Origin of the sequence: Streptomyces fradiae (genome assembly GCF_041270065.1) — a bacterium.
Lineage (GTDB): Bacteria > Actinomycetota > Actinomycetes > Streptomycetales > Streptomycetaceae > Streptomyces.
Map to the genome: position 1 here is coordinate 5,495,639 of NZ_CP065958.1, position 25,236 is coordinate 5,520,874.

Annotated in this window: 23 protein-coding genes, 2 tRNA genes and 1 pseudogene; 12 read left to right on the forward strand and 14 right to left on the reverse strand. The window is 68.5% G+C overall.

Going from position 1 to position 25,236, the window contains the following annotated elements:
* Nucleotides 1–44: 44 nt before the first annotated feature.
* Genes JAO84_RS25230 through JAO84_RS25260 form a run of 7 tightly spaced genes read right to left on the reverse strand, consistent with a single transcriptional unit; the run spans nt 45 to nt 9,396 of the window.
* Nucleotides 45–779: a DsbA family protein gene (locus tag JAO84_RS25230; protein ID WP_370414898.1), complete on the reverse strand. Its 735-nt coding sequence runs from the start codon at nt 777–779 to the stop codon at nt 45–47.
* On the reverse strand, nt 776–4,621 hold the full coding sequence (locus tag JAO84_RS25235) for a multicopper oxidase domain-containing protein (RefSeq protein ID WP_370414899.1): 3,846 nt from the start codon (nt 4,619–4,621) through the stop codon (nt 776–778). Before JAO84_RS25235 ends, JAO84_RS25230 begins: the two co-directional genes overlap by 4 nt.
* 44 nt (nt 4,622–4,665) lie before the next feature.
* Entirely contained in the window at nt 4,666–5,991 is a 1,326-nt protein-coding gene (locus tag JAO84_RS25240; RefSeq protein WP_370414900.1) for a methyltransferase domain-containing protein, read from the reverse strand.
* On the reverse strand, nt 5,988–6,887 hold the full coding sequence (locus JAO84_RS25245) for an iron-containing redox enzyme family protein (protein WP_370414901.1): 900 nt from the start codon (nt 6,885–6,887) through the stop codon (nt 5,988–5,990). The genes JAO84_RS25240 and JAO84_RS25245 overlap by 4 nt, the downstream gene beginning before the upstream one ends.
* The gene (locus JAO84_RS25250; protein ID WP_370414902.1) at nt 6,884–7,681 is read right to left on the reverse strand and encodes a dihydrodipicolinate synthase family protein; all 798 of its coding nucleotides are present in this window, start codon (nt 7,679–7,681) and stop codon (nt 6,884–6,886) included. The genes JAO84_RS25245 and JAO84_RS25250 overlap by 4 nt, the downstream gene beginning before the upstream one ends.
* A 1-nt stretch (nt 7,682) precedes the next feature.
* Nucleotides 7,683–8,240 (reverse strand): DUF6190 family protein, encoded by a 558-nt coding sequence (locus JAO84_RS25255; RefSeq protein WP_370414903.1) that lies wholly within the window; start codon nt 8,238–8,240, stop codon nt 7,683–7,685.
* Nucleotides 8,230–9,396: a pyridoxal phosphate-dependent aminotransferase gene (locus JAO84_RS25260; RefSeq protein ID WP_370414904.1), complete on the reverse strand. Its 1,167-nt coding sequence runs from the start codon at nt 9,394–9,396 to the stop codon at nt 8,230–8,232. The genes JAO84_RS25255 and JAO84_RS25260 overlap by 11 nt, the downstream gene beginning before the upstream one ends.
* Before the next feature lie 610 nt (nt 9,397–10,006).
* Between JAO84_RS25260 and JAO84_RS25265 the strand changes: the two genes are divergently transcribed.
* Nucleotides 10,007–10,633, forward strand: a complete 627-nt coding sequence (locus JAO84_RS25265) for a TetR/AcrR family transcriptional regulator (RefSeq protein WP_370414905.1) — start codon at nt 10,007–10,009, stop codon at nt 10,631–10,633.
* A 77-nt stretch (nt 10,634–10,710) separates the two neighbouring features.
* On the opposite strand, the gene JAO84_RS25270 is transcribed toward JAO84_RS25265, so the two are convergent.
* Nucleotides 10,711–11,280, reverse strand: coding sequence for a YceI family protein (locus JAO84_RS25270; RefSeq protein ID WP_265868546.1), 570 nt, complete (start codon nt 11,278–11,280; stop codon nt 10,711–10,713).
* 48 nt (nt 11,281–11,328) lie between these two features.
* On the reverse strand, nt 11,329–11,658 hold the full coding sequence (locus JAO84_RS25275; RefSeq protein ID WP_265868545.1) for a rhodanese-like domain-containing protein: 330 nt from the start codon (nt 11,656–11,658) through the stop codon (nt 11,329–11,331).
* A gap of 94 nt (nt 11,659–11,752) precedes the next feature.
* Between JAO84_RS25275 and JAO84_RS25280 the strand changes: the two genes are divergently transcribed.
* Both JAO84_RS25280 and JAO84_RS25285 read left to right on the forward strand, forming a co-directional pair.
* On the forward strand, nt 11,753–12,208 hold the full coding sequence (locus tag JAO84_RS25280) for a MarR family winged helix-turn-helix transcriptional regulator (RefSeq protein WP_265868544.1): 456 nt from the start codon (nt 11,753–11,755) through the stop codon (nt 12,206–12,208).
* Between the two features lie 176 nt (nt 12,209–12,384).
* Nucleotides 12,385–14,049, forward strand: a complete 1,665-nt coding sequence (locus JAO84_RS25285) for an HNH endonuclease (protein WP_370414906.1) — start codon at nt 12,385–12,387, stop codon at nt 14,047–14,049.
* Between the two features lie 139 nt (nt 14,050–14,188).
* Here the strand turns inward: JAO84_RS25285 and JAO84_RS25290 are convergent.
* A tRNA-Arg gene (locus tag JAO84_RS25290) sits at nt 14,189–14,276 on the reverse strand.
* Nucleotides 14,277–14,484: 208 nt separating this feature from the next.
* Here JAO84_RS25290 and JAO84_RS25295 point away from each other — a divergent pair.
* The 3 genes from JAO84_RS25295 (at nt 14,485) to JAO84_RS25305 (ending at nt 17,032) form a co-directional block, all read left to right on the forward strand.
* Nucleotides 14,485–16,008 (forward strand): PIN domain-containing protein, encoded by a 1,524-nt coding sequence (locus tag JAO84_RS25295; protein ID WP_370416865.1) that lies wholly within the window; start codon nt 14,485–14,487, stop codon nt 16,006–16,008.
* A gap of 245 nt (nt 16,009–16,253) precedes the next feature.
* Entirely contained in the window at nt 16,254–16,454 is a 201-nt protein-coding gene (locus JAO84_RS25300) for a GntR family transcriptional regulator (RefSeq protein WP_370414907.1), read from the forward strand.
* Between the two features lie 11 nt (nt 16,455–16,465).
* Nucleotides 16,466–17,032 (forward strand): HD domain-containing protein, encoded by a 567-nt coding sequence (locus tag JAO84_RS25305; protein ID WP_370414908.1) that lies wholly within the window; start codon nt 16,466–16,468, stop codon nt 17,030–17,032.
* Here the strand turns inward: JAO84_RS25305 and JAO84_RS25310 are convergent.
* Nucleotides 17,020–17,319 (reverse strand): annotated as a pseudogene (locus tag JAO84_RS25310) (NUDIX domain-containing protein); the annotation flags it as partial. The gene JAO84_RS25305 and the pseudogene JAO84_RS25310 sit on opposite strands and share 13 nt — an antisense overlap.
* On the opposite strand from JAO84_RS25310, the gene JAO84_RS25315 reads away from it, so the two are divergent.
* The 3 genes from JAO84_RS25315 to JAO84_RS25325 all read left to right on the forward strand — a co-directional run bounded on the left by JAO84_RS25315 (nt 17,261) and on the right by JAO84_RS25325 (nt 19,803).
* The gene (locus tag JAO84_RS25315) at nt 17,261–17,971 is read left to right on the forward strand and encodes a DUF3987 domain-containing protein (protein WP_370414909.1); all 711 of its coding nucleotides are present in this window, start codon (nt 17,261–17,263) and stop codon (nt 17,969–17,971) included. The pseudogene JAO84_RS25310 and the gene JAO84_RS25315 sit on opposite strands and share 59 nt — an antisense overlap.
* A gap of 193 nt (nt 17,972–18,164) precedes the next feature.
* Nucleotides 18,165–18,356 carry a helix-turn-helix transcriptional regulator gene (locus JAO84_RS25320; protein ID WP_370414910.1) on the forward strand — a complete coding sequence of 64 codons (192 nt, stop codon included), beginning with the start codon at nt 18,165–18,167 and terminating at the stop codon, nt 18,354–18,356.
* Nucleotides 18,357–18,405: 49 nt separating this feature from the next.
* The gene (locus JAO84_RS25325) at nt 18,406–19,803 is read left to right on the forward strand and encodes a tyrosine-type recombinase/integrase (RefSeq protein ID WP_370416866.1); all 1,398 of its coding nucleotides are present in this window, start codon (nt 18,406–18,408) and stop codon (nt 19,801–19,803) included.
* Between the two features lie 71 nt (nt 19,804–19,874).
* On the opposite strand, the gene JAO84_RS25330 is transcribed toward JAO84_RS25325, so the two are convergent.
* The 3 genes from JAO84_RS25330 to JAO84_RS25340 form a co-directional block, all read right to left on the reverse strand.
* On the reverse strand, nt 19,875–20,729 hold the full coding sequence (locus JAO84_RS25330) for a hypothetical protein (protein ID WP_370414911.1): 855 nt from the start codon (nt 20,727–20,729) through the stop codon (nt 19,875–19,877).
* Nucleotides 20,701–21,510 (reverse strand): hypothetical protein, encoded by an 810-nt coding sequence (locus JAO84_RS25335; protein WP_370414912.1) that lies wholly within the window; start codon nt 21,508–21,510, stop codon nt 20,701–20,703. Before JAO84_RS25335 ends, JAO84_RS25330 begins: the two co-directional genes overlap by 29 nt.
* A gap of 309 nt (nt 21,511–21,819) precedes the next feature.
* Nucleotides 21,820–21,891, reverse strand: a tRNA-Arg gene (locus JAO84_RS25340).
* 110 nt (nt 21,892–22,001) lie between these two features.
* Here JAO84_RS25340 and JAO84_RS25345 point away from each other — a divergent pair.
* From JAO84_RS25345 to lysA, 3 genes are all read left to right on the forward strand, one after another.
* Nucleotides 22,002–22,529 (forward strand): response regulator, encoded by a 528-nt coding sequence (locus JAO84_RS25345; RefSeq protein ID WP_370414913.1) that lies wholly within the window; start codon nt 22,002–22,004, stop codon nt 22,527–22,529.
* Nucleotides 22,530–22,752: 223 nt separating this feature from the next.
* Nucleotides 22,753–23,796, forward strand: coding sequence for an ArgS-related anticodon-binding protein NrtL (gene nrtL, locus JAO84_RS25350; protein ID WP_370414914.1), 1,044 nt, complete (start codon nt 22,753–22,755; stop codon nt 23,794–23,796).
* A 13-nt stretch (nt 23,797–23,809) separates the two neighbouring features.
* Nucleotides 23,810–25,201 carry a diaminopimelate decarboxylase gene (gene lysA / locus JAO84_RS25355; RefSeq protein WP_370414915.1) on the forward strand — a complete coding sequence of 464 codons (1,392 nt, stop codon included), beginning with the start codon at nt 23,810–23,812 and terminating at the stop codon, nt 25,199–25,201.
* Nucleotides 25,202–25,236 lie beyond the last annotated feature (35 nt).

Genomic DNA, 25,236 nt, shown 5'->3' on the forward strand with positions numbered 1-25,236 from the left:
GGGCAGTCCTGCCGTACGGCCCCGCGGTCGTTCCCCCGCCCCGTCTACAGCAGCTCCGCCGCCTGGCGCAGCAGCTTCTCGTAGATCTCCGGGCGGTCCTCGTCGATGTACGGGTAGCCCGTGCCGAAGCCTCCGTTGATCCAGCGGGCCCGGATGCCCGGGTTGGCCGCGTCCGTGCCGTCGTGGAGGAAGACGTGCGGGCTGCAGTTGACGCGGCCGTCGCGGGCCGAGTCGTACTGGGACATGATCGCCGGGCGGGCCGTGCCGCTGTCGAGGGCGGCGGCGAGGAGGTCGACGTCCACCGCGCCGGTCTCCTCCGCGACCTCCAGGATCACGTGGCGCTGCGAGATGCAGCGGCCCTGCGCCCAGAAGGCGCGGCGCAGGGCGCGGTCGAGCTGTTCGCTGGCGTGCCAGCTCTGGGACTTGGCCGCGTGGACGGCCTCCAGGGCGGGCAGGGTGGTCACCGGGTAGGTCCAGTCCGGGCCCTGCCAGAGCTGCCAGCCGGCCTCGGGCTCCAGGGAGCCGAGGACGGAGATCTCCGAGTCGACGCCCGGGCGGGCGTTGACCTCGCGGTTGAACAGCTCCAGCGGGAAGGCCCGGAAGTCGAACCAGACCCTGCCCTCCAGGCCGAGCCGCCGCCGCGTCTCGTGCAGCCGGTGCACGGCGACATGGGCGAAGGAGCAGTTGAGGTCGGTGTAGACGGCGATGGTGTCGGGCGCGGCGGGCAGCCGCGGGTCGGTGGTCGTCGTTTCGGGTACGACGTCGGGCGTGGATGTCATGGGCCCTCCTCTACGCGGATCAGTCCCCACCAGCCCTCGCTGACACCCCAGTGCATGTTGCTGGTGCGGTACAGATGGTCGCCCGGATGCTGCGCCCGGAAGCGCACCGTCCGGGTGCTTCCGGAGGCCAGCGCGCCGATCGTCGACACGTACCAGCCGAGGCCGGTCTCCGAGGCGTCCCACACCTGCCCGTGCACCGTGAAGCCCTGGTTGCGCATCCGGTGCGAGCCGATCGCCAGATGGACGGCCACCTGGTCGCCGGGACGGACGGTCAGGAGCGGGGTCGGCGGCTCCGGGTCGGACAGCACCGGGTCGAGCGGGTGCAGGGCCGCGGTGCGGTAGTTGTACGCCTTCTGGCCGGCGTCGTCCGGGCTGTCCGAGAACAGGTCGGTGACCGGCTGGGTGAGGTCGCCGTCGTGGTAGAGCCGCAGCCCGTCCTGCGTGACCAGGACCAGTTCCCGTACGGGTTCGGCGTGCGGCCGGCGGACCACGGCCCGCTCGCCGGTCCACCGCTCCCGGCCGGTGTCCGGGTCGTACGGCGTGGCGTCGGCCTCCTCCACGACGAGCACGCCCACCAGGCCGCGCCGCGGATGCGAGATCACGTCCGCGTGCGAGCGCAGCAGCACCACGCCCGGCTCGCCGGCGAACCAGCGGTAGGTCCGCGAGGATCCCGGCTTCACCGTCGAGTCGGAGTTGCGGCCGACGTGCGCGCCGTCGTCCGTCCGCACGTCGAAGTCGAGCAGGGTGGGGTGCAGCGAGACCCGGCCGGAGACCGTACGGGCTCCCGGGTCGGCCTCGTTCATCAGCCGCGGGTCCAGCGGGCTGGCGGGCGGCGGCCCGTCCAGCTCGTTCACGAGGGTGACCTCCACCCACTCGCCGGCCCGGCAGCGCAGCACCAGCGGGCCCTCCTCCGGGCCGCCGTCCCCCTCGGCGCTGAACACGAGCCCGTACGGGTCGGTGCGCAGCGGGCTGTACTCGATGACCTGGGAACGGGCCCGTACGGTGTGCCGTCGCACCCGGCGGCGCGGCGGAAGCGGCACCGGTGCCGGCACCGGCGCCGGGTGCCCCGGCCTCAGCAGCGGCGGCAGGTCCGCCTGCGGGCGCTCGTGCAGCCGCAGCAGACCCCAGCAGCCCAGCCACAGGTCGTTGCCCGCGCTGAACGACCACAGGTGGTCGCCGGCGCTCAGCGTCGGGGCGAGCCGCATCTGGGCGACGTTCGAGATGCCGAAGGTCTGCTGGTTGCGCCAGGCGGTGTCATCCCGGCCCGCCCACTCCCGCCAGCGCGCCCCGGAGATCGTGAAACTGTGCTGGAGGTCGTGCGAGCCCTGCACGACGTGCACGCGCAGGTCCTCGCCGGGGTAGCCGCGAAGCAGCGGCGTGCCCGGGTCGCCGTGTTCGGCGCTGGAGAACCAGTGCGCCGGGTCCCCGCCCCGCTCGGACAGCGGCTCGCTGCGGTAGTTGACGCCCATCACGCCCTGGTCGTCGGGCGCGCCGGGGGCCGGCGGCGGATTGATCGGCCCGCCGTGGTCGCCGTGCCCGTGCCGCACCATCGGCACGAAGTCGCCGATGGCCAGGACCAGTTCGCGGTGCGACGTGCCGTCGGCGAGCTTGACGACCGCCTGCGTACCGCGCCGCAGCTCCTTGCCGTGATCCTCCGGCGACACCCAGGTCGCGCCCTCCGGCTCCGCCATCAGCGCGCCGAACAGGCCGTGCCGCTGGCGGTAGTTGGCGAGCAGATGGTCATGGAAGAGGACGGTGCCGAACTCCTCGTCCACGTACCAGCGGTAGGTCCACGAGTTGTACTGCCCGAACGCCTCCTCGCCCTGGTCGGCGGTCGTGGTCGCGGACAGGTAGTTCCAGCCCACCGCCGAGCCGTCGGAGACCAGCGGGTCGTACTTCACCAGGTGGGTGTGCAGGCCGAGTTCGGGCTGGAAGGGCAGCGGCGCGTCGAACGCCGACTCCTTCTGCGGGCCGGGCGGCAGGGCGTTGGTGAGGGTGAGTTCCAGCACCTCGCCCTTGTTGGCGCGAATGACCAGCGGCTCCAACGTCCGCTCGCCCGCCGCCAGTTGCCGCTTGAACTGCTCCAGGCCGCCGGCCTCCTCGATCTCCTCGGCGAGGACGTAGAAGTGGGCGTTGTGGTCGTGCCAGGTCGTGGCGTGCTCGTCGGTCGGGTCCCCGTGGTAGTAGAGCGTGCCGTTGGTGACGACCAGGTGGAAGCGGCGTACGGGCGCGTCCGCCGGCCCGATCTTCGTGAAGGCCTCGCCGGGCTGCGGGTCGTCCACGAACGCGGCGAGCTCCAGGGGAGTGGGCTCCCGGCCCATGCCCGGCGGCTGGAGCGGGGTCCGCGGCGGCCGCGGGTTCTTCTGCGGGAAGGTCGCCGACTGGGTGATGAAGCCGGGGAAGCCGGGCCGCTCGGGCGTCGGCTCCGGCGGTGCCGCACGGTGGGGGAGCGGTACGAGCGCCTGCACGGGCCGCCCGTCGGGGTAGTGACCGGTGCCGTCCTGGAGGGTGTCGAAGATCCGGAACAGGCCCCACATGCCCATGTGGAAGTGGACGTACATGTGGCAGTGCCAGATCGAGTCGCCGACCGCGCCCTGCTTCGACCCGAGACCGCCGATGAGTTCGAGGGTCATGGCCTCCTGCGGGCCGATGCTGACGGAGTCGACGATCGGCGCGTTCTCGTCCTCCGCGCGCACCCGCCACTGGTGCAGGTGGGTGTGGAAGACATGAGTGTCGCGCATGCCGCCGTGGACAAGCCGGATCACGGTCGGGTCGCCGGAGTAGCCGCGCAGTACGGGCGTCGCCGGGTCGCCGAACAGCCAGGAGCTGTGGTGCATCTCCTCGCCGATCATGGCGTCGCGGACCGGGTCGATCTTCCCCTGCTCCAGGAGCTGGTGGTAGCGGTACATCCGCCACTCCATCGGCTCGATGCGGTGGTTGACCGGCAGCATCGCGTTGTTGAGCGGGGTGAGGTCGTCGATCGTGTCGGAGGTGCCGGGCCGGAGCGCCGGGGCGCCGGTGGCGGAGGGGCGGTAGATGCCGGTGTCGGCGGCCGGAGCGGAGGCGTCGGCCACGGCGGCGAGCGCGTGCCCTTCGTGCCCGCCCTCGCCGCTCCCGCCGCCGTGCCCGCCCCCGTGCCCCGGCATCGGCGGCGGCGTCACCGGGTTGTCGTTGCTCGGGTACTCCATCATGAAGACCACGAACTCGCGGAAGCTGCGGTCCGGGAGGTGGACGTCCGCGTACAGGCCGGTGGCCAGCGGTCCGCCCGTCTCCGGGTCGGTCCAGGTCGCCTCCGGCGCCTCGACCACCACCGCGCCGACCATGCCGTGGCTCTGCGAGCCCTCGCCCCGCGCGTCGGACATGTCGCCGAAGTGGAACACGCCCTCGTGCTCGCACAGCCACTCGTACACCCGGGTGTCGCCCGGCGCCACGCTCGTGTCCGGGTTCGCGCCCGCCGCCAGGCCGTCCATCGTGCGCACGTCGTACCGCACACCCTGCAGGGTGATGCCGGCCCGCCGCGAGAGCTCGTTGGTCAGCCGCACCCGCAGCCGCTCGCCGCGCCGGACCCGCAGGACCAGCGGGCGGGCGAGCGGGTGCGGACCGGGCACCAGCTCGGGGTGTTCCAGATAGCTGGGGAACGGCTGCGGCCAGGAGGCCGCGAGCTCCCGCAGCTCCGGCGCGTCCGAGGCGAGCGTGTAGAGCGCGCCGTTGCGGTCGTGGTCGCCGAAGGCGTTGTACGCGATCGGGACGTTGAGGGCCACGACGTCGTACGTACGGACCGGCCGCCCGTGCTCGTCCGGGTGCCGCTCCGTCGCCGCCGCCGATGCTGTGCTGTTCGTCATCCTTGGTGAACTCCCCCGTGGTGATTGGTTGTTGTGCTGGACGGCTAGTCGGGCGGGGCGGTTTCGGCGGTGCCGGTGCTGTGATCGAATTCGGCCACCACCCGGGTGCCGGAGAGGACCCGCCCCTTCCACGTGTACGTCTGGCCGAAGGGGCTCCCGTCGCGGCCCGCCGCCCGGGCCAGGGTCATCGCGATCCGGTCGCCGCGCCGCACCCGTACCGGCCGCCCGATCGGCAGATAGCAGTGCTTCCAGCTGTCGGAGGTGGTGCGGCCCGCGATGTCGTCGCCGGAGATGTCCAGCGAGACGGTCTCGGAGAGCCGGGCGGCGAAGTACCCCTTGAAGCCGGTGAGCACGCCGTCCCGCTGCACCGTGTAGACGAGCGGCACGTCGTACGAGGTCGGGGTGGCCTCCGGCCGCTCGGGCTCGTAGCGGCGGACCAGCCGGGGCGCGGCGAGATGCCCGGCGACCGGCAGGATCACGTCGTAGTACAGCGCGTACGGGTCCTTCGCGCCGCGCGCCGCGAGCAGGGCGGCGAACGCCTCCGGCCCGCCCGCGTCCCGCGGCCCCTCGCCGGTCAGCTGCGCGTGCGCCTCCTCGGCGGCCACCGGCACCAGGAAGCTGTCGACGACCCGCGGCAGCATGAGGCCGCCGGGGCGCAGGAACCGTTCGCGGGCGTCGTCGAGGATCGCGGAGAAGTTCTCGTTGTCGGCGAGGTTCCCCATGATCTCGGAGATGACGATGTCGACCCGCTCGGGCAGCTCCAGGTCGAAGGAGAGGCCGAGAAGTGGCTCGAACCGGTCGGCGAAGCCGGCCGCGTCGAGCCGCTCGACCGCCGCGTCGAGGACCTTCTCGTTGAGGTCGATGCCGTAGACCTTGGCGGCCCCGGCCTCCAGGGCCCACATGGCCAGGATGCCGGTGCCGGTGCCCAGGTCGAGGACGGTGTCCCCGGGGCGTACGGCCTCGGTCACGGCGGTCTTGAAGGCCGCCATGCGCAGGTCGTCGCCGAGCATCAGCTCATGGAACTCCTCGCCCCAGTCGAGCAGTTGCTCCGAGGCGGGCAGCCAGACCTCCTCGGCCCGGTAGTAGCCGGGCCAGACGCCCGCCCGGTACACCGGCAGCGCGTCCTCGGTCGGGCCGCCGGCCGGGCAGCCGGTGGCCAGGTCGAAGGCGCTGTGGTGCAGCGGGCAGCTGATCCGCAGCGTCCGCGGGTTGACGTAGCCGTGCACGAGCCGGCCCTTGCGGTGCGGGCAGGAGGCGCCGACGACGAACTCCTGCCCGGCGACGCGGACCCGGAGCCGGTCGCCGGGGAGCTCTTCGAGGGCGGGCTCGCGGGGCGGTCCGGGGGTCCTGTTCTCATCGGGCGCGCTCATGCCACCGCCCCGCCGGCCAGCTCCCGAGCGCGGGCCACGGCCGCGTCGAAGGCGCCGCCGATCAGCCCGGAGAGCAGCCGGGCACCGGTCCACAGCCGCGCCGGATCGAGGCCGTGCGCCGCCTCGTACTCCTTGATGGCCAGCTGCATCTCCTGCATGTGGAAGGTGTCGATGTGCAGGTGCTCGGTGTAGTAGCGGCCGTGCGCGATGCCGAGCCGCTCGCAGGCCCGCGCCTGGTAGGTGAAGGCGTCCGGGATGGAGGCCTCCAGATAGGCGAGGGCGCCCAGGAAGTACTCGACGTGCGGGGCGCGCTGGGTGAGCCAGTAGAAGACGTTGAGGAACTGGAAGGTCTCGTCCGCGGTGGTGTCGACGAAGTGCTCCGGCTCGGTCGGCAGACCCAGCTCGGCCAGGAGCAGCCGGTAGAGCTGGGAGTGCGCCTGCTGGAGGTTTCCGCAGCCGAACTCGTCGATGAGAACCCGCATCACCGCCATCTGGGACTTGATCGGCAGCCGGGGCACGGCGGGGAAGAAGTTCTGCGCCTCGGTCAGCCCGTCGAGCGCGAACTCCCGTACCACCAGGGTGAATTCCTCGCGGGTCGCCTCGTCGGCCAGGTACGTGCCGGCCGGGCTCGGCTCGCGCTCCTCGGCGAGCAGCCCGTCGAGCAGCCGCTGCCAGGCGGCCCGGTCGGGCACCGGCTCGCCGGCCGCCTCGACCGAGTCGATCAGGGGCAGGATCCAGCCCTTCTCGATCTCCTCGACCCGCGCGAGCAGCCGGGAGTCGAGACGCGAACGGTTGAGTCGGAACAGCTCGCGGTGCGCCGATTCGGCGTCGGCCCCGGCCTCGCCGGGGCGGGGGCCGGGTATGCGGTCTGTCGTCGTGGTGGTGGCTGCCTTCATCCCCCGACCTCTCCCGTGTCCACGGTCCGGTCCGTCTCCAGCACACCGCGCTCGTAGAGCGCGGTCTTGACCCGTACGTACCAGTCGTCCTCCTCCAGGCCGTACCGCTCCACGGCCTCGGTCAGCCGCGCGGCCGGGTCGTCGAGACGGCCCGCGAACAGGTCGGCGCACAGCGCCGGTTCGAGGTTGGCGAGCGCCACCACGTACCCGTCGACGGCCCCGGACTCGAGCAGCAGGTGCTCGAGACCGGCGTAGACGCGGGCGCCGGGCGCGGCCTCGACGAGCCGCCGGGTGAAGGCGGAGCTGCCGGAGGAGTCCTTGACGCCGACCACCGACGGCAGCTCGCAGATGCGCAGCAGCGTCTCGAAGTCGGCGCAGTTGTCGGCGACTTCGGTGCCGTGGTACGCGACGACCGGGAGCCCGGCGCGGGCGTCGAGCTCGGCGAAGTGGCGGTGGATCTGGTCCTGGCTGACGCCGGAGCCGTACGGGGTGGTGCTGACCAGCCCGTTCGCGCCGAGGTCGGCGGCGACCCGGGCCCGCTCCAGGACCTGGTCCGTGGTGGGGCGCAGCACGCCGGCGAGGACGGGCAGGCCGCCCGCGTGCTTCACGGTCGCCGTGAGCATGGCCTCCCACTGGCGGTCGGTCAGCCACCGGCCCTCGCCGGTGCTGAGGTTGGGCAGCAGGGCGTCGACGTGCGGACGGATGCTGTCCAGCAGCCGGGCGACCCCGCTCTCGGAGACCTCTCCGGTCTCCGAGAGCGGCGTCACCAGGGCCGCGATCACTCCCTGGAACATCTCACGCTCCCTCGGGCAGGGACGGGGGAAGGGGCAGGCGCAGGGCCAGTGACGTGCGGTAGAGCCGCTCCAGCGGCTCGGGGAAGGAGGGCTCCGGCGCGCCGGCCGACCGGGCGGCCACCGTGCGGACCGGAAGCCCTCCGAAGGTGTCCAGGCGCGGGCCTGCGGTGTGGAGCAGGCCCTTGCGATGGATCACCTGGGCGAGCAGCAGCCGGTCGGTGAACGGCAGCCGCGCGGGCAGGCCGGAGTCCTCGGCGAGGGCGAGCTGCGCGTCGGCGGGCTCGTACCCCTCCCGGCTGATGTCCATGACCGTGTGGAGGTGGTCCATGAACGGGTAGTAGAGGTCCTGGAGTTCGCGCGAGTAGCCCCAGATGACGTCGTCGCAGCGACCCACCTGCTCCAGGCTCATCGTCACCCGCCCGCCGAGCCGTTCCACGAAGAACGCCTTGCAGGCGATGCGGATGTCGTCGTCGGCGCTGTTCATGCCGAGGAAGAGATCGGCGTCGATGAACGGCTCGGCGTCGTCGAGGGGTGTCGTGCTGGTCGTGTCAGCCGGCATAGCGGTCCAGCACCTCCCGCAGGCGCTTCATCGCCCCGGCGAACATCTCCGGCTCGCGGGCCAGGGCCATCCGGATGTAGGGCTCGCCCTTGCCGGGCTCGTTCCAGAAGAAGAAGCGACCCGGCAGCACGTACACGCCCTCGCCGCGCAGTTCGCGCTGCAGCTCGGTCGCGGTCAGCTCGGGGTGCCGGATCTTCGCCCAGGCCACGCTGGTCTTGGCGACCGGCTCCTGGTACTCCAGGATCGTGCCGGCCAGCGCCTCCTTGACCGCGGCCCGGTTGACGTCGAGGAGGTCGCGGACCGAGGCCATGCCGTCCTTGGCCGAGTTCTCTATGTACTCGGCCAGCATGTTGAGGACGAAGGGCGAGACGTTGAGCAGGACGCTGGTGTGCAGGTTGTACACGTCCTCCTTGATGTCGTCGCTGGCGGTGAGCATCGCGGCCTTGGCGTCCTGCACGGGCCAGGTCTTGCCGGTGTCCTCGATGACCAGGTAGCGGACGCCGGAGTCCTCCAGGAGCTCGTACACGTCGAAGCGGGCGAGCTCCTCGTCGTACAGCGTGAAGGAGGCGAAGCAGAAGTCGATGACCAGGAGCTTGTCGTGGTCCTTGCAGTACCGGACGACCTCCTCAAGGCCCCGGCGGCCGTGCGACATCAGGCTGAAGCCGGTGGGGTTGTTGGGGTCGACGAGGAAGAGCGCGTCGGTGCGGACCCGGCGCTTGAGCTCGGTGTAGATGCGGTCGACGTCGTGCAGCGCGGACTCGTCGATCGGGTAGAGCGGCACGCCCATGTTCGACAGCACGTCGTGCAGGTTGTCGAAGCAGGGCTCGACCAGGGTCACGGCCATGCGCTGCCGCTTGAGGTACATCGCGACGACCATGGTGGAGATGGACGCCGCGTACGACAGCAGCGTCTTGTTCTTCTCGAGCGCGGTGGGCTGGCGGTGGAGGCGGAAGAAGGCCTCGGTGAAACGCTGTTCGTAGGTGGCCTGGAGCCCTTCCTCGGCCTCGTACCACAGTTGCGGCAGCCGCTCGACGATCCCGTGCTGGGAGGCGGACTGGCGCTGGTGGGTGTGGGCGTCGGCGAGGTTGAACTCGGTGCGGAGCGCCTGGATCTCGTGCTGGGTCAGGTCCAGGAAGGTGTCGGCGTGCACGGTCATGGTTCCTCCGGTCGTACGGCGTACGGATGAGGAGCACGGGCGGGTGGGCGGGCGGGCGCATGGCGGCGCCGGCCGGTCCGGCTCGTGCTCAAGAGGATTTCTCGTTGCAGGCCGCGGCCTCGGGGCACGCGGGAACCGTCCATGCGGACGGGGCTGCGGGTGCGGCGATGTCCTAGGGATGTCCTAGGGACGTCCCTAGGAATGTCCTACGGAACGGTGGAGTGAATGCGTCTGCGGGAGGAGGTCGAAGGGCTCCTGCCGGATCGCGTTACAGCCATGATTACCCCCGTAAACGGACTGCGGTCCGATTGGGGACTCTGTCACAGTCGGCGGCGGCGGTACAAGCGGCTCGCCAAGGAGTGGGCCATCTTCTGGACGCCGGTTGCGCGATGGTCATATGGCCGTCGCACGATGGTCGGTTTGCGGTCGGACGGGGGCGGACGGGTGATCGGTCCGAGGGTCGGTCGGTGGGCGCTCCGTGCTCGGGTCATGGCGCCACGGCGCCACGGCGCCACGGCGCCGCGACGGTCCGGCCTGGACCATTCCCCGTACACTGCACCTACGCCGCCCCCGCTCCGACATCCCCACGGAGAAAGAACCGAGGCCCCGCGTGCAGAACCTCTCGCCCGCGCCCTTGCCCTGCGCGCCCTTGCCCTGCGCCCTGCACGAGCCGCCGGCCGAGCGCTCGGACGCCGCGCGCAACCGGCTGCGGATCCTCGCCGCCGCCCAGAAACTCTTCGACCGGCGCGGTGTGGCGAACGTGTCCATGGACGCCATCGCCGCCGCGGCCGGCGTCGGCAAGGGCACGCTCTTCCGCAGGTTCGGCAGCAAGGCAGGGCTGGCCGCCGCCCTGCTCGACGCGCAGGACAGCCGCCTTCAGGAGCGCATCCTGCACGGCCCGCCACCGCTCGGCCCGGGCGCTCCGGCGGCGGCGCGCGTCACCGCCTTCTTCGGCGCCTACCTGGACCTTCTGGACGAGAACCTGGAGCTGGTACGGCTCTCGGAGACGGCCGCGCCGGGCGCGCGCTACCAGATAGGTTCGTACGCCTTCTGGCGCGTGCATCTGACCATTCTGCTCCGCGAGGCTTGTCCGGATCTCGACGCCGACTGTGGCGCGCATCTGCTTCTCGCGCCCCTGGACTCCGACCTCCAGCACGCGCTGCGGAAGGGCGAGTTCGACGGCGAACGGATCCGGGGCGCGCTGCTCGCCCTGGTGGCCCGGATCACCGGCGCCTGAGCGCGTGGCGCGAGGCAAGGGCCTCGGCCGTGCGAGCAGGCACGACCGAGGCCCTTCGTGGCGCGGGCGTCAGGAGGTCAGTTCTCCTTGATCGCCTCGAGCTCCAGGGACAGCTCGATCTCCTTGGAGACGAGGATGCCGCCGGAGTCCAGGACCATGTTCCAGGTCAGGCCCCAGTCCTCGCGGTTGACCTTGCCGTGGGCGGAGAAGACCGTACGGTCGTTGCCCCACGGGTCGCGGGCGTGGCCCAGGTAGTCGACCTCCAGGGTCACCGGCTTGGTGACGTCCTTGATGGTGAGGTCGCCACTGAGCGTGCCGCGCTTGCCGTCCCAGGTCACCCGGGTGGAGGTGAAGGTGGCCTTCGGGAACTTCTCCACGTCGAAGAAGTCGCCCGAGCGCAGGTGGTCGTCGCGGGTCTGGTCGCCGCTGTCCACGCTCGCCATGTCGATGACGGCGGTGACCTTGCTGTCCTCCGGCCGCTCGCCGATCTCGATGGTGGCGTCGACGCCGGTGAACCGGCCGCGGACCTTGGTCAGCATGAAGTGGCGACCGAGGAAGCCGACCTCGGCGTGGCCCGGGTCGATCTTCCAGGTGCCGACGGCGGGCAGCTCCACGCCGTCGACGGTACGAGTCGGGGAAGTGGTCATGTCAGTCGCGTCCTCTGTTCGGAGGTCGGAGGTCGGAGACCGGCGGTCTCAGGCGCCGGACTCGGTCGGCAGGCCGGCCTCGACCCAGTCGGCCTTGCCCTCGTAGTACTCGCGCACGTCGGTGTAGCCGAGCTCCACCAGACGCTCAGCGGCGATGCCCGAGTTGGGGCAGGGGCCGTCGGCGCAGTAGGTGACGATCGCCGCGTCCTTGTTCGGGAGCAGGGTCGGGGAGAGCTCGTCCACCTGGTCGAGCGGCAGGTTGAGGGCGCCGGGGAGGTGCTTGTCGGCGTAGTACGACAGCGGCAGCGCCTCGACGACCGTCACCAGGCCCTCGTCGATCTTCTTCTGCAGCTCGTCGCGGGTGATCTTCTGGACCATGTCCGTGCCTCCAGCATGAGTGGTTAATCAGTGCGTCCGCACACACATTAATCAATGCGTGCGCACGCACGCAAGTCCCGTTACACTCGTCCCTGTGAACGAAGGTGAGCACCGACTCGAGGCCTGGCGAGCACTGCTTCTCGCCCACAGCGCCGCCGTGCGCGCCATCGAGAGTGATGTGGCGCGCAACGGCACCATCCCGCTGACCTGGTACGACGTCCTCCTGGAAGTCAGGAGCGGCGGCGACCAGGGCCTGCGCATGCAGGAGGTCGCCGAACGGGTCGTCCTCAGCCGCACCCGGGTCAGCCGCCTGGTCGACGAGATGGCCCGATCAGGCCTGGTCACCAAGCGCCCGGACCCCACGGACAAACGCGTCACCTGGGCCACCATCACCGAAGCCGGCCGCGCCGCCATCCACGCCACGGCCCCCGCCTACATGGCCGGCATCTGGGAACACTTCTCCCGCCACCTCACCGACGACGAATCCACCACCATCGCGGAGGCCCTCTTCCGCGTGGCCCACGCCCAACAGGAACTCCGCCTGGGCTGACCTCCGCGGATCGGGTACGGGACGTGACTGGTGGTGAGTCGGGTGACGTCACCTCCGTAGGACGTCGCGAGGATGGCAAGATCGGGAAGCGAGGCGCGTCGTCCGGGGGAGGGCCAGTGGGAAGTCATCTGCGTGTCGGTGAGGTGTTCCGATCTGCCCGGAACCGCGACCCCGCCGTGGTGCTCATCGACGGCTATCCGAACCTCCATCACGTCACGGCCTCCGAAACCCTCGCTCAGGTTCAGCTCAGCAAGGGCATCAATCCGACCGCGAAGGTCAAAGCACCTGGCGGGCGGCGCCGACCGTGCATCCTGATCCGTTCCAGCCTCTGGAAGGCCGGTACGGCCGAGACTCCCTGGCACGATTCGTTCGACCTCGACAACAACCGCATCAGCTACTTCGGGGACCACAGGGTCGACCACACGGTCCCCGTGGGAACCACGCAGGGCAATGCGGTGCTGCTGGAGGCGATGGCGGAACATCGGGGTCTCACGGCAGAGCAGCGGGCACTGGCCGCACCGCTGTTGGTCTTCTCCTCGGTGTCGCGCAACGGGACGCACAAGGGATACGTCGAGTTCTGCGGTGTGGCCGTCATCGAAAGCGCCGTGGAGATCGAGCAGCAGGCGCGGGGCGTGTCCTTCCCCAACTACCGCTACGACCTGTCGGTCCTGGACCTCAGGTCTGAGAACGACCGGGTCGACTGGGCTTGGATCGAAGCTCGCGGCAATCCTGATCTCTCGGCCGATGAGACGCTCGAGCTCGCGCCACGCTCCTGGCGCGAGTGGGTGGAGCGGGGAGACGTGGTTCGACCCGAGGGGCATGGTCGCGTGGCCGTGCCTTCGCTTCTCTCGCCCCGCGGGCCGAGTGGACCTGCTCCCGATCCTGCCTCCGTCGCATCGGGCCCGTCATCCGCCGAGCTGACGGTGAGCACGCTCATGGACAGGTTGAGGAACCTCAGGGTCCACACAAGAAACGGCCGGCCGAGCAGGCACAAGCCGTTGGCTCTGCTGTGGGGCATCTCCAGGGTCGCCGCGGGCAAGTCACACCTTGCGCCATGGCACGAATTCCGCGACGAAGTGGGGGAGATACTGTCCGAGTTCGGCCTTCCCGACTCCTCCGTCACCCCCGAATATCCGTTCTGGCATCTCCGGACGAGCCAACTGTGGGGCGTCCACGGCCTTCCGTCCGGCCAGGCCGTCGCGGCTCATGCCGCAACGTTCGACCGGCTCAATCCCACCGGTGGCGTGACCGAACAGGCCGAGCATTTGTTGCGGGACCCCTTCGTGCGATCCCAGGCCGTGGCCGTCCTGCGGGAGACCTACCTGGCCGACATCGATCAGCACGCGCTGATGGAACGGCTCGGATTGGCCGGCTACGAAAGTGCGAGCGGCGTCGACCAACTCGAAGAGGACCAGGCGACAGAGTGGGGCCCGGCCCCACGACGCACAACCTCCTCCTCCCGCGTCGTCCGCGACACCGCCCTGACGGCCAGGGTGAAGAAGCTGCACGGCGACCAATGCCAGGTCTGCGACCTACGGCTCGCGACTCGCTTCGGCACGTACAGCGAGGCCGCACACATCCGCGGTCTCGGCCGGCCACACAACGGTCCCGACGAACAGTCCAACCTGCTTGTCCTGTGCCCGAACCACCACGTCCAGTTCGACACCCTGGCGATCTACGTCGACGCCGAGGGCACCGTTCGTTCCACCGCGGACGACACCACCATCGGCCGCCTCCGCCGGCACCCCGCCCACAAGATAAAAGAGGCCCACCTTCGCTATCACCGCGCACTCTGCGGCAGGGACACGCCCGACCCGACCCCTTCGAACACGACTCCCTGAAGCCGCAGCCTCCACGCCCACGAATAGGCCCCGGCCCCGACATACGGCGGCTCGGGGCGGCATCCGGCTGCACATGCAACAAGACCCCGTCCTCAGCGTTTCCGCTGACGGCGGGGTCTTGTTGGCACTTCCTGCGAAGTGCCCCCGGCAGGATTCGAACCTGCGCACACGGCTCCGGAGGCCGTCGGCTCTTGAAGTGAACACCTTGCTCTGAGCTGCACGGACGCCAGGGCAGGCTGACTGGTACTTGCACTTCACTCGCTGCTCACTCGCAGTCCAGGCATCAGGACTGCCAGTGCTTCGTGTCGCGCGAGCTGCCTGGCCAGCTCGCGCGAAGCCGGACACACCTCTGAGGGGATCGCTATCGTGGTCTGTACGTAAGTGACTCTAAGGGGGGTCTGAGTGGTTTCGTCGTTTCTTGCCGACTTTGCTGGGATGTGGCGACGGCCCGTCCAGGATTACGAGCGCGGGGTCTCTGAGTACCTCGTCGTCTTGGATACGAATGTGCTTCTTGAGCTGTACCGCTTCACCTCGAACGCCCGCAATGAGCTAATCAATGTTCTCGACGGAGTGAAAGATCGCCTTTGGATTCCTCATCAGGTCGGGAAGGAGTATTACGGCCGAAGGGTCGATGCGATTAAGGAACATCTTGACCTCTACGCCTCCGTGCCGAATGCGCTACGTGAGGCAGAATCCAAGGCGCTTCAAGAACTCAACAAGTTTGCGCGACGCTGTTCAATCCCTGGCGATGAAAGAGAAAAGCTCACTCAACCGCTAGAGGCTGCCTTCAAGGGAGTCATCGAAGATATCAATAAGCGCAGTGAGTCGTTCGACCTGGATTTGGTTAAAGTGGTCACGAATGACCCGGTTCTTGCCGCGCTGGCTGGAATTCTAGACGGAAGAACGGGGGGTCCATTCACTGATCAGGAGGTCGAGGAATTTAAGGAGAAATTCAAAGAGAGGGTAGAGCAGGGAATTCCCCCAGGGTTCGAAGATGCGCGGAAGTCGGAAAATGGGCATGGTGACTTCTTTGTTTGGGAGCAGCTCCTTCGTGAGGCGGAAAAGCGAAAGTCTTCGGTCATATTCGTAACGAACGATGAGAAGAAGGATTGGGTCCATAAACAAGCTGGCCTCGTAGTGGGACCCAGGCCGGAGTTGATCGCTGAATTCCAGGGGAGGTGCGGAGAGGACTTCCTTCTCGTGAATCTGGCGCTCTTCCTGAAGGTCGCTAAGGGGAAGCTGGGCGCGGCAATTAGTGCTTCCACGGTGGCTCAAGCCGAGAGCGCAGACCTGCGTCGCGTTGGTGGTTTCGAAGAAGAGTACGTGCTTCCTCGTGATGAGTACGATGCCCTCATCGCGGCTCTGACCGCCGAGTATCGCAGGGTGGCCAATGAGGCGCGATTGGGGAAGTCTGCAAGAGGGGACGCAGGTCGAGCCCACAGGGAGGGCGGTTACCTGATCAAGATAATTGACAATCTCTCTAATGGTAACGGTGCCGACTTCGGGGAGAACGGTGATGTGACGGTTACCATGACACCCCGTCAGTGGGCTTACGTTCAGCGAATCGCCACCGTCGCTTCCAATAGGGATCGGCGCATTAATCTCGATTCGCTTCCCGGGAATTCCTTTACTGGGCGCGCGATGCGACTAAGGCGCGAGTTGGCGTTCCTTGAGCGAGAATATCATCAAGCGCGGGCATTGGAAATTGAAGCTGAGACGCGGTTGATTGAATCCCGGGCGCGTGAGGAGGTAATGGAGAGAGAGGTCGCTGAATCTGAATTTCAAGGCGCTCGTTCCATGGCTGCCGACCTGCAGCGGCAGATTGCCCACGTTCGGGCAGATCTTGAAAATGTGCAGGCTAGGATCGAGGCTGGCAGGGAGCGCTGGAGAGCAGTGGACCTGCAGGCGGCTGATGGTGATGCAAATCGTGACCTTCGATACGAGGAGCGGGGCCCGTGACCGACTCCAGCCCGCGTGACACCTACCTGGCCGATCGCTGCGGTAATTCGAGAGAAAATTGAGCACGGAGAGCTGGTTGATTCCTTTCCATCAGAAGGGGAACTTGGGCGGACGTTTGGTGTTGCTCGCAACACGATTCGTCGTGCGCGCTGAAGAGGCTTGCAGCCGAGGGGGTGCTCGAATCCGAACCAGGGGTCGGTTGGCGCGTCCGTCGAGACGGCGACCGTCGATCGCTTACTCAGCGGATGGTTGACCTCATCATGGAGGAATCCCTTGCCGTCGGTGATGCCTACCCATCTGAGGCGAGGCTCTGTGAACGCTTCGCGGCATCCCGCACGGCAGTGCGCCGTGTGCTGGCGCGAATGGAGGGAAACGGCTTGCTCGGCACCGTGCATGGGAAGGGGCGTACGGTACGTGCCCTCCCAGGTTCGTCCGCGCACCCGTAGCCTTGGCGACCATGGGGCTTACCGAGTGGGCGTACTCGCTCTCCGAATCGATGTTGTCCGAGCCGCTGCCGCGTCGTTGGGCACACTCCCTCGGCGTCGCCAAGCGGGCTCGGTCTCTGAACCCGATCCTCGGCGCCGACGCCGAGCTGCTGGAGGCCGCGGCCGTACTGCACGACGTCGGGTACTCGCCGGCCATCGCGACCACCGGCTTCCACCCGCTCGACGGGGCCCGGTTCCTGCGGGACCAGGAGGGCGCCGACGAGCGTGTGTTGCGGCTCGTGGCGCATCACTCCTGTGCGCTCCTGGAGGCCGAGGAGCGAGGACTCCGGCAAGAGCTTGAGACTGAGTTCGAGCTTGAGCGGCACGAGCTGGTGGACGCGCTGATCGTCTCCGACATGACGACGACACCAGACGGCGGGCACACCACCCCGATCGCCCGACTGGACGAGATCGTGCAGCGATACGGGCCGGACACCATCGTGGGGCGCTTCATTCAACGCGCGGCGCCCGAGATCTACGCCGCCAATGAGCGGGTTGAGCGCTTGGCTGCTGCCGCGGCCGGCGCTCAGCCGAGGTAGGGCTCCCGCCGCGACTCGTCCAGGCCGTGCCGGATGCGCAGCATCATGGACGGATGGATGTCCAGGTCTTCGAGGTCCGCTGGGTTCACCCAGCGGACCTCCTTTGATTCGCTGCTCGTGCGGAGGGTTCCGCCGACCGGGTGGGCCCGGAAGCAGATGGAGAACTGCTGGCGGACCTCACCGTCGTCGTACGCCAAGACGTGGTCCGGGTCCGTGTAGAGGCCGACGATGTTGTCCACCTCCACCTCCACCTCCATCCCCGTCTCCTCCCGGACTTCCCGGACCGCGGCGGTCGGCTTCCGGAAGATCGACCCCGACCCCGTACCGGCGACCATCGGGGCCACGTACGAGCGCAACGTCTACGCGCTCACGCTCAGGCTCGCGGACTGGACCGACCCCCTCGTTGTCCAGGTGGGCCCCGAAGCAGACGCGGCCCTCAAGGCGTACGCCGAGCGTCTGGAGCCGCAGCTCCGCACCAAGGGCGGGCGCCTCGGGCACATCGGGAAATGGGCGGGGAAGCTCGTGGGCGCCGCGGCCCGCATCGCTGGTCTGCTGCACCTCGCCGAGCACATTGACGGCGGTACCAAGACTCCGATCAGCGCGACCACGATGGCCGCCTCGATCGAGCTGGCCGAGTATTTCGCCGCCCACGCCCTGACCGTCTTCGACCTCATGGGCGCCGACGCCACCCTTGCTCGCGCCCGCAGCCTGCTGGCCGTCCTGGAGGACAACGGCTGGGAGAGCGTCAGCCGTCGCGACCTCTTCGCCAAGCTCTCCCGCTCCGAGTTCCCCACCATCGCCGAACTGGAGCCGGTCGCCGCCGTCCTCGAGGAGCACGGCTACCTCCGCAGCGAGACCCCGCCCCGCACCGGCAAACGGGGCCGACCGCCGGGGCCCCTCTACCTCATCCACCCGAGCGTCCGCGAGCCCAAGGCATGAGCCTCCCCTCCTGCCCGCGCAAGGGACCCCCGCCGCACAAACCGCAGAATCCTCGGAGCGTCTGCGCCCACCTGCGGCAACCACCCCAGCACCTCCAACGCCGCAGGTCAGACACCGGATTCGCAGCTTTCTGCGGTTTCTGTGGTTTCTGCGGCGCCCCGCCCTGTCTTCGGTAGCTGGTCTAGGAGGACCCGTGTCCGCGACGCGTGACGAGATGCTCACGATCCCCCAGGTCGTGGAGGAGATCGGAGTGCCCCGAGCCACCTTCTACCGGTGGCGTCAGCTCAAGAAGGGCCCGAAGGCCATCAAGCTCCCGAACGGCGCGGTCCGCATCCGTCGCTTGGACCTGGAGCGCTGGATCGAGACCCTGGAGGAAGCCGCGTGACCTATCGCAAGTCCAGCAAGACCCCGGGCGCCCGCCCGTTTCGGGGGACCTGACTCTCTCCACGGACGTACGGGTCTGGAAGGTCAACCAGGTGCGGAGCAAGAAGGCCCCGTACCAGACCCGCTGGACGGTCGCCGGAAAGGTGAAGGCCGCTAGCTTCGCCACCGTGGCTCTTGCGGAGAGCCGCCGGTCCGAGCTGTGGCAGGCAATGCGGAAGGGCGAGGCGTTCGACGTGGCGTCCGGCCTGCCGGAGTCGGAACTCCGGGCGGCTGCCGCGAGGGAGAACGAGAAGCCCGATCCGTCGTGGTGGGACTTCAGCCGTGAGTACATGGCGAGCCGATGGCGTACGGCGGCGGCGAAGACACGCGAAGGGCTGGCCGACAGCCTTGCCACGGTGGCGCTCGCGATGGTGGAGGACGGCAAGAAGGCGCCCACGCCGGAGGAGACGCGGCTCGCGATGCGGTGGGCGGTCGTGCCGGCGCACCAGGAAGAGGAGCCGCCCGCGGAGTTTGTGGCGGCGTGCGCGTGGCTCCGGGCGCGATCGTTGCGGCTCTCGGCCCTCACTGACCCCAAGGTGGTTCGAGATGTCCAGTACCGGCTCTCGTTCAAGCTGGACGACACCCCAGCAGCGGGGGAGACCTACAAGCGCCGACGTCGCGGCTTCAACACGGCCATGGAGTACGCCATCGAGTGCGGGTACTTAGAGGAGAACCCGCTCGCGGGGGTGAAGCGCGCGGGGGCCACCAAGGGGGACGTCGTGGACCCCCGTGTCCTGGTCAACACAGTCCAGGGTGACCAGCTCCTCACGGCCGTCTCGTATGTGGGCTCCGTCCACCGGAACCGCGGGCGGCGACTCGTCGCCTTCTTCGCCTGCCAGCTCTACGCGGCGATGCGGCCGGCCGAGACGGTGGGGCTCCGGCAGAAGGACTGCTACCTGCCCGAGAAGGGATGGGGGACGCTCACCCTCAAAGAGTCCCGGCCGGTGTCCGGCAAGCGGTGGACAGATTCGGGGCAGCGCCACGACAAGCGCGGGCTCAAGTCTCGGGAGCCCGAGGCGGATCGCCCCGTCCCGATTCCTCCGACACTTGTCGCCATGCTCCGCGCGCACAAAGCGGAGTTCGGCACGGCGAAGGACGGTCGGCTGTTCGCCAACGAGCGGGGCGCCGTGCTCGGGACGTCCAGCGACTGGAGGGTCTGGCAGGAAGCCCGCCCGATTGCCCTGCCGCCGGACAAAGTGGAATCCCCGCTCGCCCACCGTCCGTACGACCTGCGGCACACCTGCATTACCAACTGGCTGAACGCGGGCGTTCCTGGCGCCGAGGTAGCCCGTCGAGCGGGCAATTCACCCGAGGTCATTCACCGCCGCAATGAGGGCTGCATCGACGGCCATGAAGAAGTCAACAATTCGAAGATTGAACGAGCTATGGGGTGGACCGAGCGAGTGTAACTAGTCGGAGAGTGGCGACCTTCTGAGATTTGGAACTCTCTTGGACGGTCGCCATCGTCCTCCCTCTTCTGTTACGTGGAGTCCGCCCGTCTAGCCCAGAGATCATTCAGGCGATCTCTTTCGCGGTCGTACATCCATTTGGGAATTGGAGGTGCACCGGCCGTGGTGACTCGATAGTCACCATAGATGGCGAGGATCGTCCCGAGCTTCTCCTCCCTCAGTTCCTCTTCGGAGAGCGAGGATAGCGAGTCAAGGCGGATGTCGAGGCGTTCGCTTTTGGCCTCGGCAGATTTCCAGGACCGAACTTCGCCGAGTTGGGTCAGTGCTGCACCGGACGCTAGAACGGCCACCAAGATTCGGGCGAGAATGAGATTGCCGTCTCCGGAGGTGAGCGGGATCGCGACAAGGATCATGGCGAGCGTTGCCCCGAAAGATACCCAAAGGAGTCGGGCGTAATGGGCCGCCGTCTTCTGGTACTGATGCATGTTCCAGAAGGAATTTTCTTGGAGATTATCGCAGAGTCTTCGCAAGCCAATCGGTGCATTGCTTGCGTAGTAGTCTGATGTGGCTGGCTCTGTTGCCTGGCTGGGCACTCTGGGAGTGACGCGACTGAGCCATTTGTTGAGCTCAAGTCGTTCTGCTGGGGTGCCTAGTGCGTTTAGGGAGAGTCCGTGAGTCCTCCCCTCTTCGCCAGCGCTGTGGAGACTGCCAGCCTTGTCTCGGGCCAGCCATGAGCTGACCTGCACGACAAGAGCCAGCAATGCAGGGATGTAGGTGTATGGGTTGGAGATGAAGATTGAAACTATGCTCAAGGCGAAGGTGGCAACAGGTAGCCTGCGGCTCCACTTGTAATATTTGTTTGCCTTGACGAGCTGGTCATCAGCCAGACCGATGACCTCAAGCGATGACAGCTGTGAATTCGTCACCGAACACCCTCCCCCATAGCTCGCTTGATTTCTGGAAATTGCCCGAGGTCTGCTCGCCGTAGGCCTCTCGGGCTAGCCTGTTGAAGTCCAGCAATGCTGTCTGCGCTAGTGGACTTCCATCGATCTGGTGTCTGATGGATTCAGAGAACTCGACTACTGCCCGCGAGAGTTCTGGAATCTCCCTAGGGAACGCCCGATAGGCGGCAAGCTCGATCTCGTGAGACGGAATCGGCTGGTCGTGTGTTTTGCTCCACCACTTGCACAGGCGGATCAATCGCTTGAAATCTTCCCCGAGTAGCTTGGTAGCCTCTCGGATTCTTCTGTTCTGCGCTTCAGGTGCGTATATTTCCCATCCGTCCTGGCGGGCAGTTGGGATCCGGTACTCTTCGTCACCCTCGGCGTTGATGCCGAGGTGAACTGAGGCGAGGACATCCACGACTCCGCCGTCCACATGTGTGACGCGGACAGCGTTCTCAGATACCTGTACGTCCGGCTCCATCTCTCGCAGTATTTGTGCGACAGCGGAGACCAGCGCTGCGGGCTCTGAATGGGCAAGTTGATCCTCGGGTTCGATGACAGCCACGATGTCAACATCCGAGAATTTTCGAATGGCTGTAGATCTCACCATCGACCCCGTAATGAGACACTCTCGCACTTCGGATCGCTGCTCGATTCTTCGGGAGAGGCTCTGTCCCTGTTCTAGGGCGTTTAGTTTCTCGCTGTCTGAAAGTGTGATGCGCTGGAGGAAGGCCTCAAACTGGTATGTGATCTGGTCAGTCATTTCGAGAAGAGCATTCGAGTCCCGTGGCGTGATGCTTAGATGCGGATCGGACCACAGTGTGCCGCACGTTGGCGCCTGACACAGCGACTCCCTGTCGTTCGACCGCGGGTCGTGCAGCCGACGTTGCGTGCGTGGGGGTGGGGGGGCTGGGCAAGCGATGGGCGCCGGCGCCCTCACGCTCCCACTCGCCACTCACTCGCGATCAGTGACACACAACGACAGAGACCCGGACTCAGTGGGACTGAGTCCGGGTCTCTGTGTTTGGCACTCTCGCTGGTCAGCGGGTTGATCACGCTGTCCGAGCTGGAGTGCCCCCGGCAGGATTCGAACCTGCGCACACGGCTCCGGAGGCCGTTGCTCTATCCCCTGAGCTACGGGGGCTTCACCGCTTGTCGCGGCGACGGGAAGAACACTACCAGCTCTCGGAGTGTGCCTGTGAACAGGTATTTCCGGGGCGTCACCGGGGTGGGGGTCCCTCGCACGGGTCAGAAGTGGGCAAAAGCCGGACGCAGTGGCTGCGCGGGTCCTACTCTCGAGGTGTGTCAGGCGTGTCCGGGCGGGTGCTGGTTGTGGATGACAACCGGGTGATCCGCCAGCTGATCAGGGTCAATCTCGAACTCGAGGGGTTCGAGGTGGTGACCGCGGCCGATGGTGCCGAGTGTCTGGATGTCGTGCATGAGGTCTGTCCTGATGTCGTCACCCTGGACGTCGTCATGCCCCGGCTCGACGGGCTGAAGACCGCCGCGCGGCTGCGGGAGGATCCGCGGACCAGGGATCTGCCGGTGGCGATCATCAGTGCCTGTACCGAGTACGACACGGACGGCGGCGGCCTCTCCGAAGTCGACGCGTTCCTCGCCAAGCCCTTCGAGCCGGCCGAGCTCGTGCGGGTCGTACGGCAGCTCATGCACCGCGAGCGGCGCGGGCCGCGGGACGGTGGGGGAGCGGGCGGTGGGCAGGGGCAGGACGGCGCCGAGGAGCCGCCCGCAGTGAGTTCGAGCCGCTGCGCCGGAGAGGCCTGAGTCGAGAGGACTGAGTCCCGAAGTCCGACCCAGGCCTGGCGCGGTACCGGGCAGGAGCTGAGACCGGGCTCGCCTCAGCCCGGCACCGTGCAGGGCCTGAGCAGGGGCAGACCCCAGGCCCTAGTGCCGGTGCGGACCCGGGCCCGGCCCCGCGCCCGCCCCCACCGCCCACATGCCGAAACCCGTTCGCGTTCGTACCCCCCTCCTCCCCTAGGCTTGTCCCGTGACCCCCGCGGACCTCTCCCTCACCGTGCTGCACGCCGTGCGCCGTGCGGTCGACGAGGGTGCGTTGCGGGTCGAGGTGCCCGCGCGCGTCAAGGTCGAGCGGCCCCGGCCCGGCGGCACCGGTGATTACGCGAGCAGTGTCGCGCTCGGGCTCGCCCGGCCCGCCGGGCTGGACGCCCGCGCCGTCGCCGCGATCCTGAAGGAACGGCTCCACGACAGCCCCGGCGTCCGCTCCGTCGACATCACCGGGCCCGGGTTCCTCAACTTCACGCTGGACGGCGACAGCCGGCAGGAGCTCGTACGGGACATCCTGCGGCGCGGTGCGGAGTACGGGCGGCGCGGGCCCAGCGGGGCCGTCGCCCAGCCGGTCCACCGCGCCGACGTCCGCGCCGCCGTCACCGCCGATGCCGTACGGCGGATCCTCGTCTCCCAGGGGATCCTCGTCCGGGTCGCCTGCGAGGACGCCGCCGACCCCGACTGGGCCCTGCTCGGCGCGAGCCCCGAGGTCGAGCACGCCCGCGGGCGGCTGACCACCGACATCGCGCCCCTGCCCGTCCCCTTCGGCGCCGCCGAGCTCTACCGCCGCCTCGGCCGCGACGCCGCACGCTGGGGACTCCTCGCCGCCGCCGGGCACGACCACGCGAGGCTCGGTGACGAGCTGCTCCACCAGCACGAGGACAACCCCCTCTTCCGGGTGCGCTACGCCTACTCCCGCACCCGCGCCCTCACCCGCAACGCCGAGCAGCTCGGCTTCCGGAGCGAGCCGGGGGAGACCGACGACGCCGACGACCTCCTCACCCTCCTCGGCGACCACCCCGACGTCCTCGCCTCCGCCGCCCGCCACCGCGCCCCCGACCGGGTCGCCCGGCACCTGGAGGGGATCGCCGACGCGGTCCTCGCGTATCAGCACACCGTCCTGCCCCTCGGCGACGAGAAACCCTCGGCCGCCCACCGCTCCCGGCTCGCGCTCGCCGAAGCCGCCGGGACGGTGCTCGCCGGTGGCCTCTCCCTGCTCGGCATCAGCGCACCCGACCAGATCTGAAAGACGCAGAGACATGAGCCGTTCCGCCCACCCCGCCGGGCCCCGCCACGCCGACGTCCTCCCCGAGGGGCACTACTCCGCGCCCCCCGCCGACCTCAACCGGCTCGACCCCAAGGTCTGGTCCCGGACCGTCGAGCGGGACGAGCAGGGGCAGCTCACCGTCGGCGGGCTCTCCGTGACCCGGCTCCGCGAGGAGTTCGGCACCCCCGCCTACTTCCTCGACGAGGACGACTTCCGCGCCCGCTGCCGCGCCTGGGCCGACGCCTTCGGCAAGGACGCCGACGTGTTCTACGCGGGCAAGGCCTTCCTCTCCCGCGCCGTCGTGCGCTGGCTCAAGGAAGAGGGGCTCAACCTCGACGTCTGCTCCGGCGGCGAGCTCTCCACCGCCCTCTCCGCCGGCATGCCGGCCGAGCGCATCGCCTTCCACGGCAACAACAAGAGCACGGACGAGATCCACCGCGCGGTCGAGGCCGGCGTCGGGCGGATCGTGCTCGACTCCTTCCAGGAGATCGTGCGGGTCGCGCACATCGCGCAGTCCCTCGGCAAGCGGCAGCGCGTGCAGATCCGCGTCACCGTCGGCGTCGAGGCGCACACCCACGAGTTCATCGCCACCGCCCACGAGGACCAGAAGTTCGGCATCGCGCTCGCCGGCGGACAGGCCGCCGAGGCGGTGCGGCGGGCGCTGACCCTCGACGGTCTCGAACTCATCGGGATCCACTCCCACATCGGGTCCCAGATCTTCGACATGGCCGGCTTCGAGGTGTCCGCCCGGCGCGTCGTGCAGCTGCTCGCCGAGGTGCGCGACGAGCACGGCGTCGAGCTGCCCGAGATCGACCTCGGGGGCGGCCTGGGCATCGCGTACACCTCCGACGACGACCCGCGCGAGCCGCATCACATCGCCAAGGCGCTCACCGAGATCGTGAGCCGCGAGTGCGAGGCCGCCGGGCTGCGCACCCCGCGCATCTCCGTCGAGCCCGGGCGCGCCATCGTCGGGCCCACCGCCTTCACCCTGTACGAGGTGGGCACGGTCAAGCCGCTGGAGGGGCTGCGCACGTACGTCTCCGTCGACGGCGGCATGTCGGACAACATCCGCACCGCGCTGTACGACGCCGAGTACAGCGTCGCGCTGGTCTCCCGTACGAGTGACGCCGAACCGATGCTGACCCGTGTCGTGGGCAAGCACTGCGAGAGCGGCGACATCGTCGTGCGCGACGCCTTCCTGCCGGCCGACCTCGCGCCCGGCGACCTCATCGCCGTGCCCGCCACCGGCGCGTACTGCCGCTCCATGGCCAGCAACTACAACCACGCGCTGCGCCCGCCGGTCGTGGCCGTACAGGACGGGGAAGCACGCGTCATCGTGCGCCGCGAGACGGAGGAAGATCTCCTGCGTCTCGACGTCGGGTGATGAAATAGTCACGTGGTGGAAACCATGTCTCGCCA

What these genes read in the sequence shown, in the direction of transcription:
- JAO84_RS25260 (WP_370414904.1), bottom strand. Translation starts at nt 9,396, where the DNA reads ATGACCGTGCACGCCGACACCTTCCTGGACCTGACCCAGCACGAGATC.
- JAO84_RS25255 (WP_370414903.1), bottom strand. Translation starts at nt 8,240, where the DNA reads ATGCCGGCTGACACGACCAGCACGACACCCCTCGACGACGCCGAGCCG.
- JAO84_RS25335 (WP_370414912.1), bottom strand. Translation starts at nt 21,510, where the DNA reads ATGACTGACCAGATCACATACCAGTTTGAGGCCTTCCTCCAGCGCATC.
- JAO84_RS25300 (WP_370414907.1), top strand. Translation starts at nt 16,254, where the DNA reads ATGGTTGACCTCATCATGGAGGAATCCCTTGCCGTCGGTGATGCCTAC.
- JAO84_RS25250 (WP_370414902.1), bottom strand. Translation starts at nt 7,681, where the DNA reads ATGTTCCAGGGAGTGATCGCGGCCCTGGTGACGCCGCTCTCGGAGACC.
- JAO84_RS25270 (WP_265868546.1), bottom strand. Translation starts at nt 11,280, where the DNA reads ATGACCACTTCCCCGACTCGTACCGTCGACGGCGTGGAGCTGCCCGCC.
- JAO84_RS25245 (WP_370414901.1), bottom strand. Translation starts at nt 6,887, where the DNA reads ATGAAGGCAGCCACCACCACGACGACAGACCGCATACCCGGCCCCCGC.
- lysA (WP_370414915.1), top strand. Translation starts at nt 23,810, where the DNA reads ATGAGCCGTTCCGCCCACCCCGCCGGGCCCCGCCACGCCGACGTCCTC.
- JAO84_RS25305 (WP_370414908.1), top strand. Translation starts at nt 16,466, where the DNA reads ATGGGGCTTACCGAGTGGGCGTACTCGCTCTCCGAATCGATGTTGTCC.
- JAO84_RS25235 (WP_370414899.1), bottom strand. Translation starts at nt 4,621, where the DNA reads ATGACGAACAGCACAGCATCGGCGGCGGCGACGGAGCGGCACCCGGAC.
- JAO84_RS25275 (WP_265868545.1), bottom strand. Translation starts at nt 11,658, where the DNA reads ATGGTCCAGAAGATCACCCGCGACGAGCTGCAGAAGAAGATCGACGAG.
- JAO84_RS25240 (WP_370414900.1), bottom strand. Translation starts at nt 5,991, where the DNA reads ATGAGCGCGCCCGATGAGAACAGGACCCCCGGACCGCCCCGCGAGCCC.
- JAO84_RS25230 (WP_370414898.1), bottom strand. Translation starts at nt 779, where the DNA reads ATGACATCCACGCCCGACGTCGTACCCGAAACGACGACCACCGACCCG.
- JAO84_RS25295 (WP_370416865.1), top strand. Translation starts at nt 14,485, where the DNA reads ATGTGGCGACGGCCCGTCCAGGATTACGAGCGCGGGGTCTCTGAGTAC.
- JAO84_RS25315 (WP_370414909.1), top strand. Translation starts at nt 17,261, where the DNA reads ATGTTGTCCACCTCCACCTCCACCTCCATCCCCGTCTCCTCCCGGACT.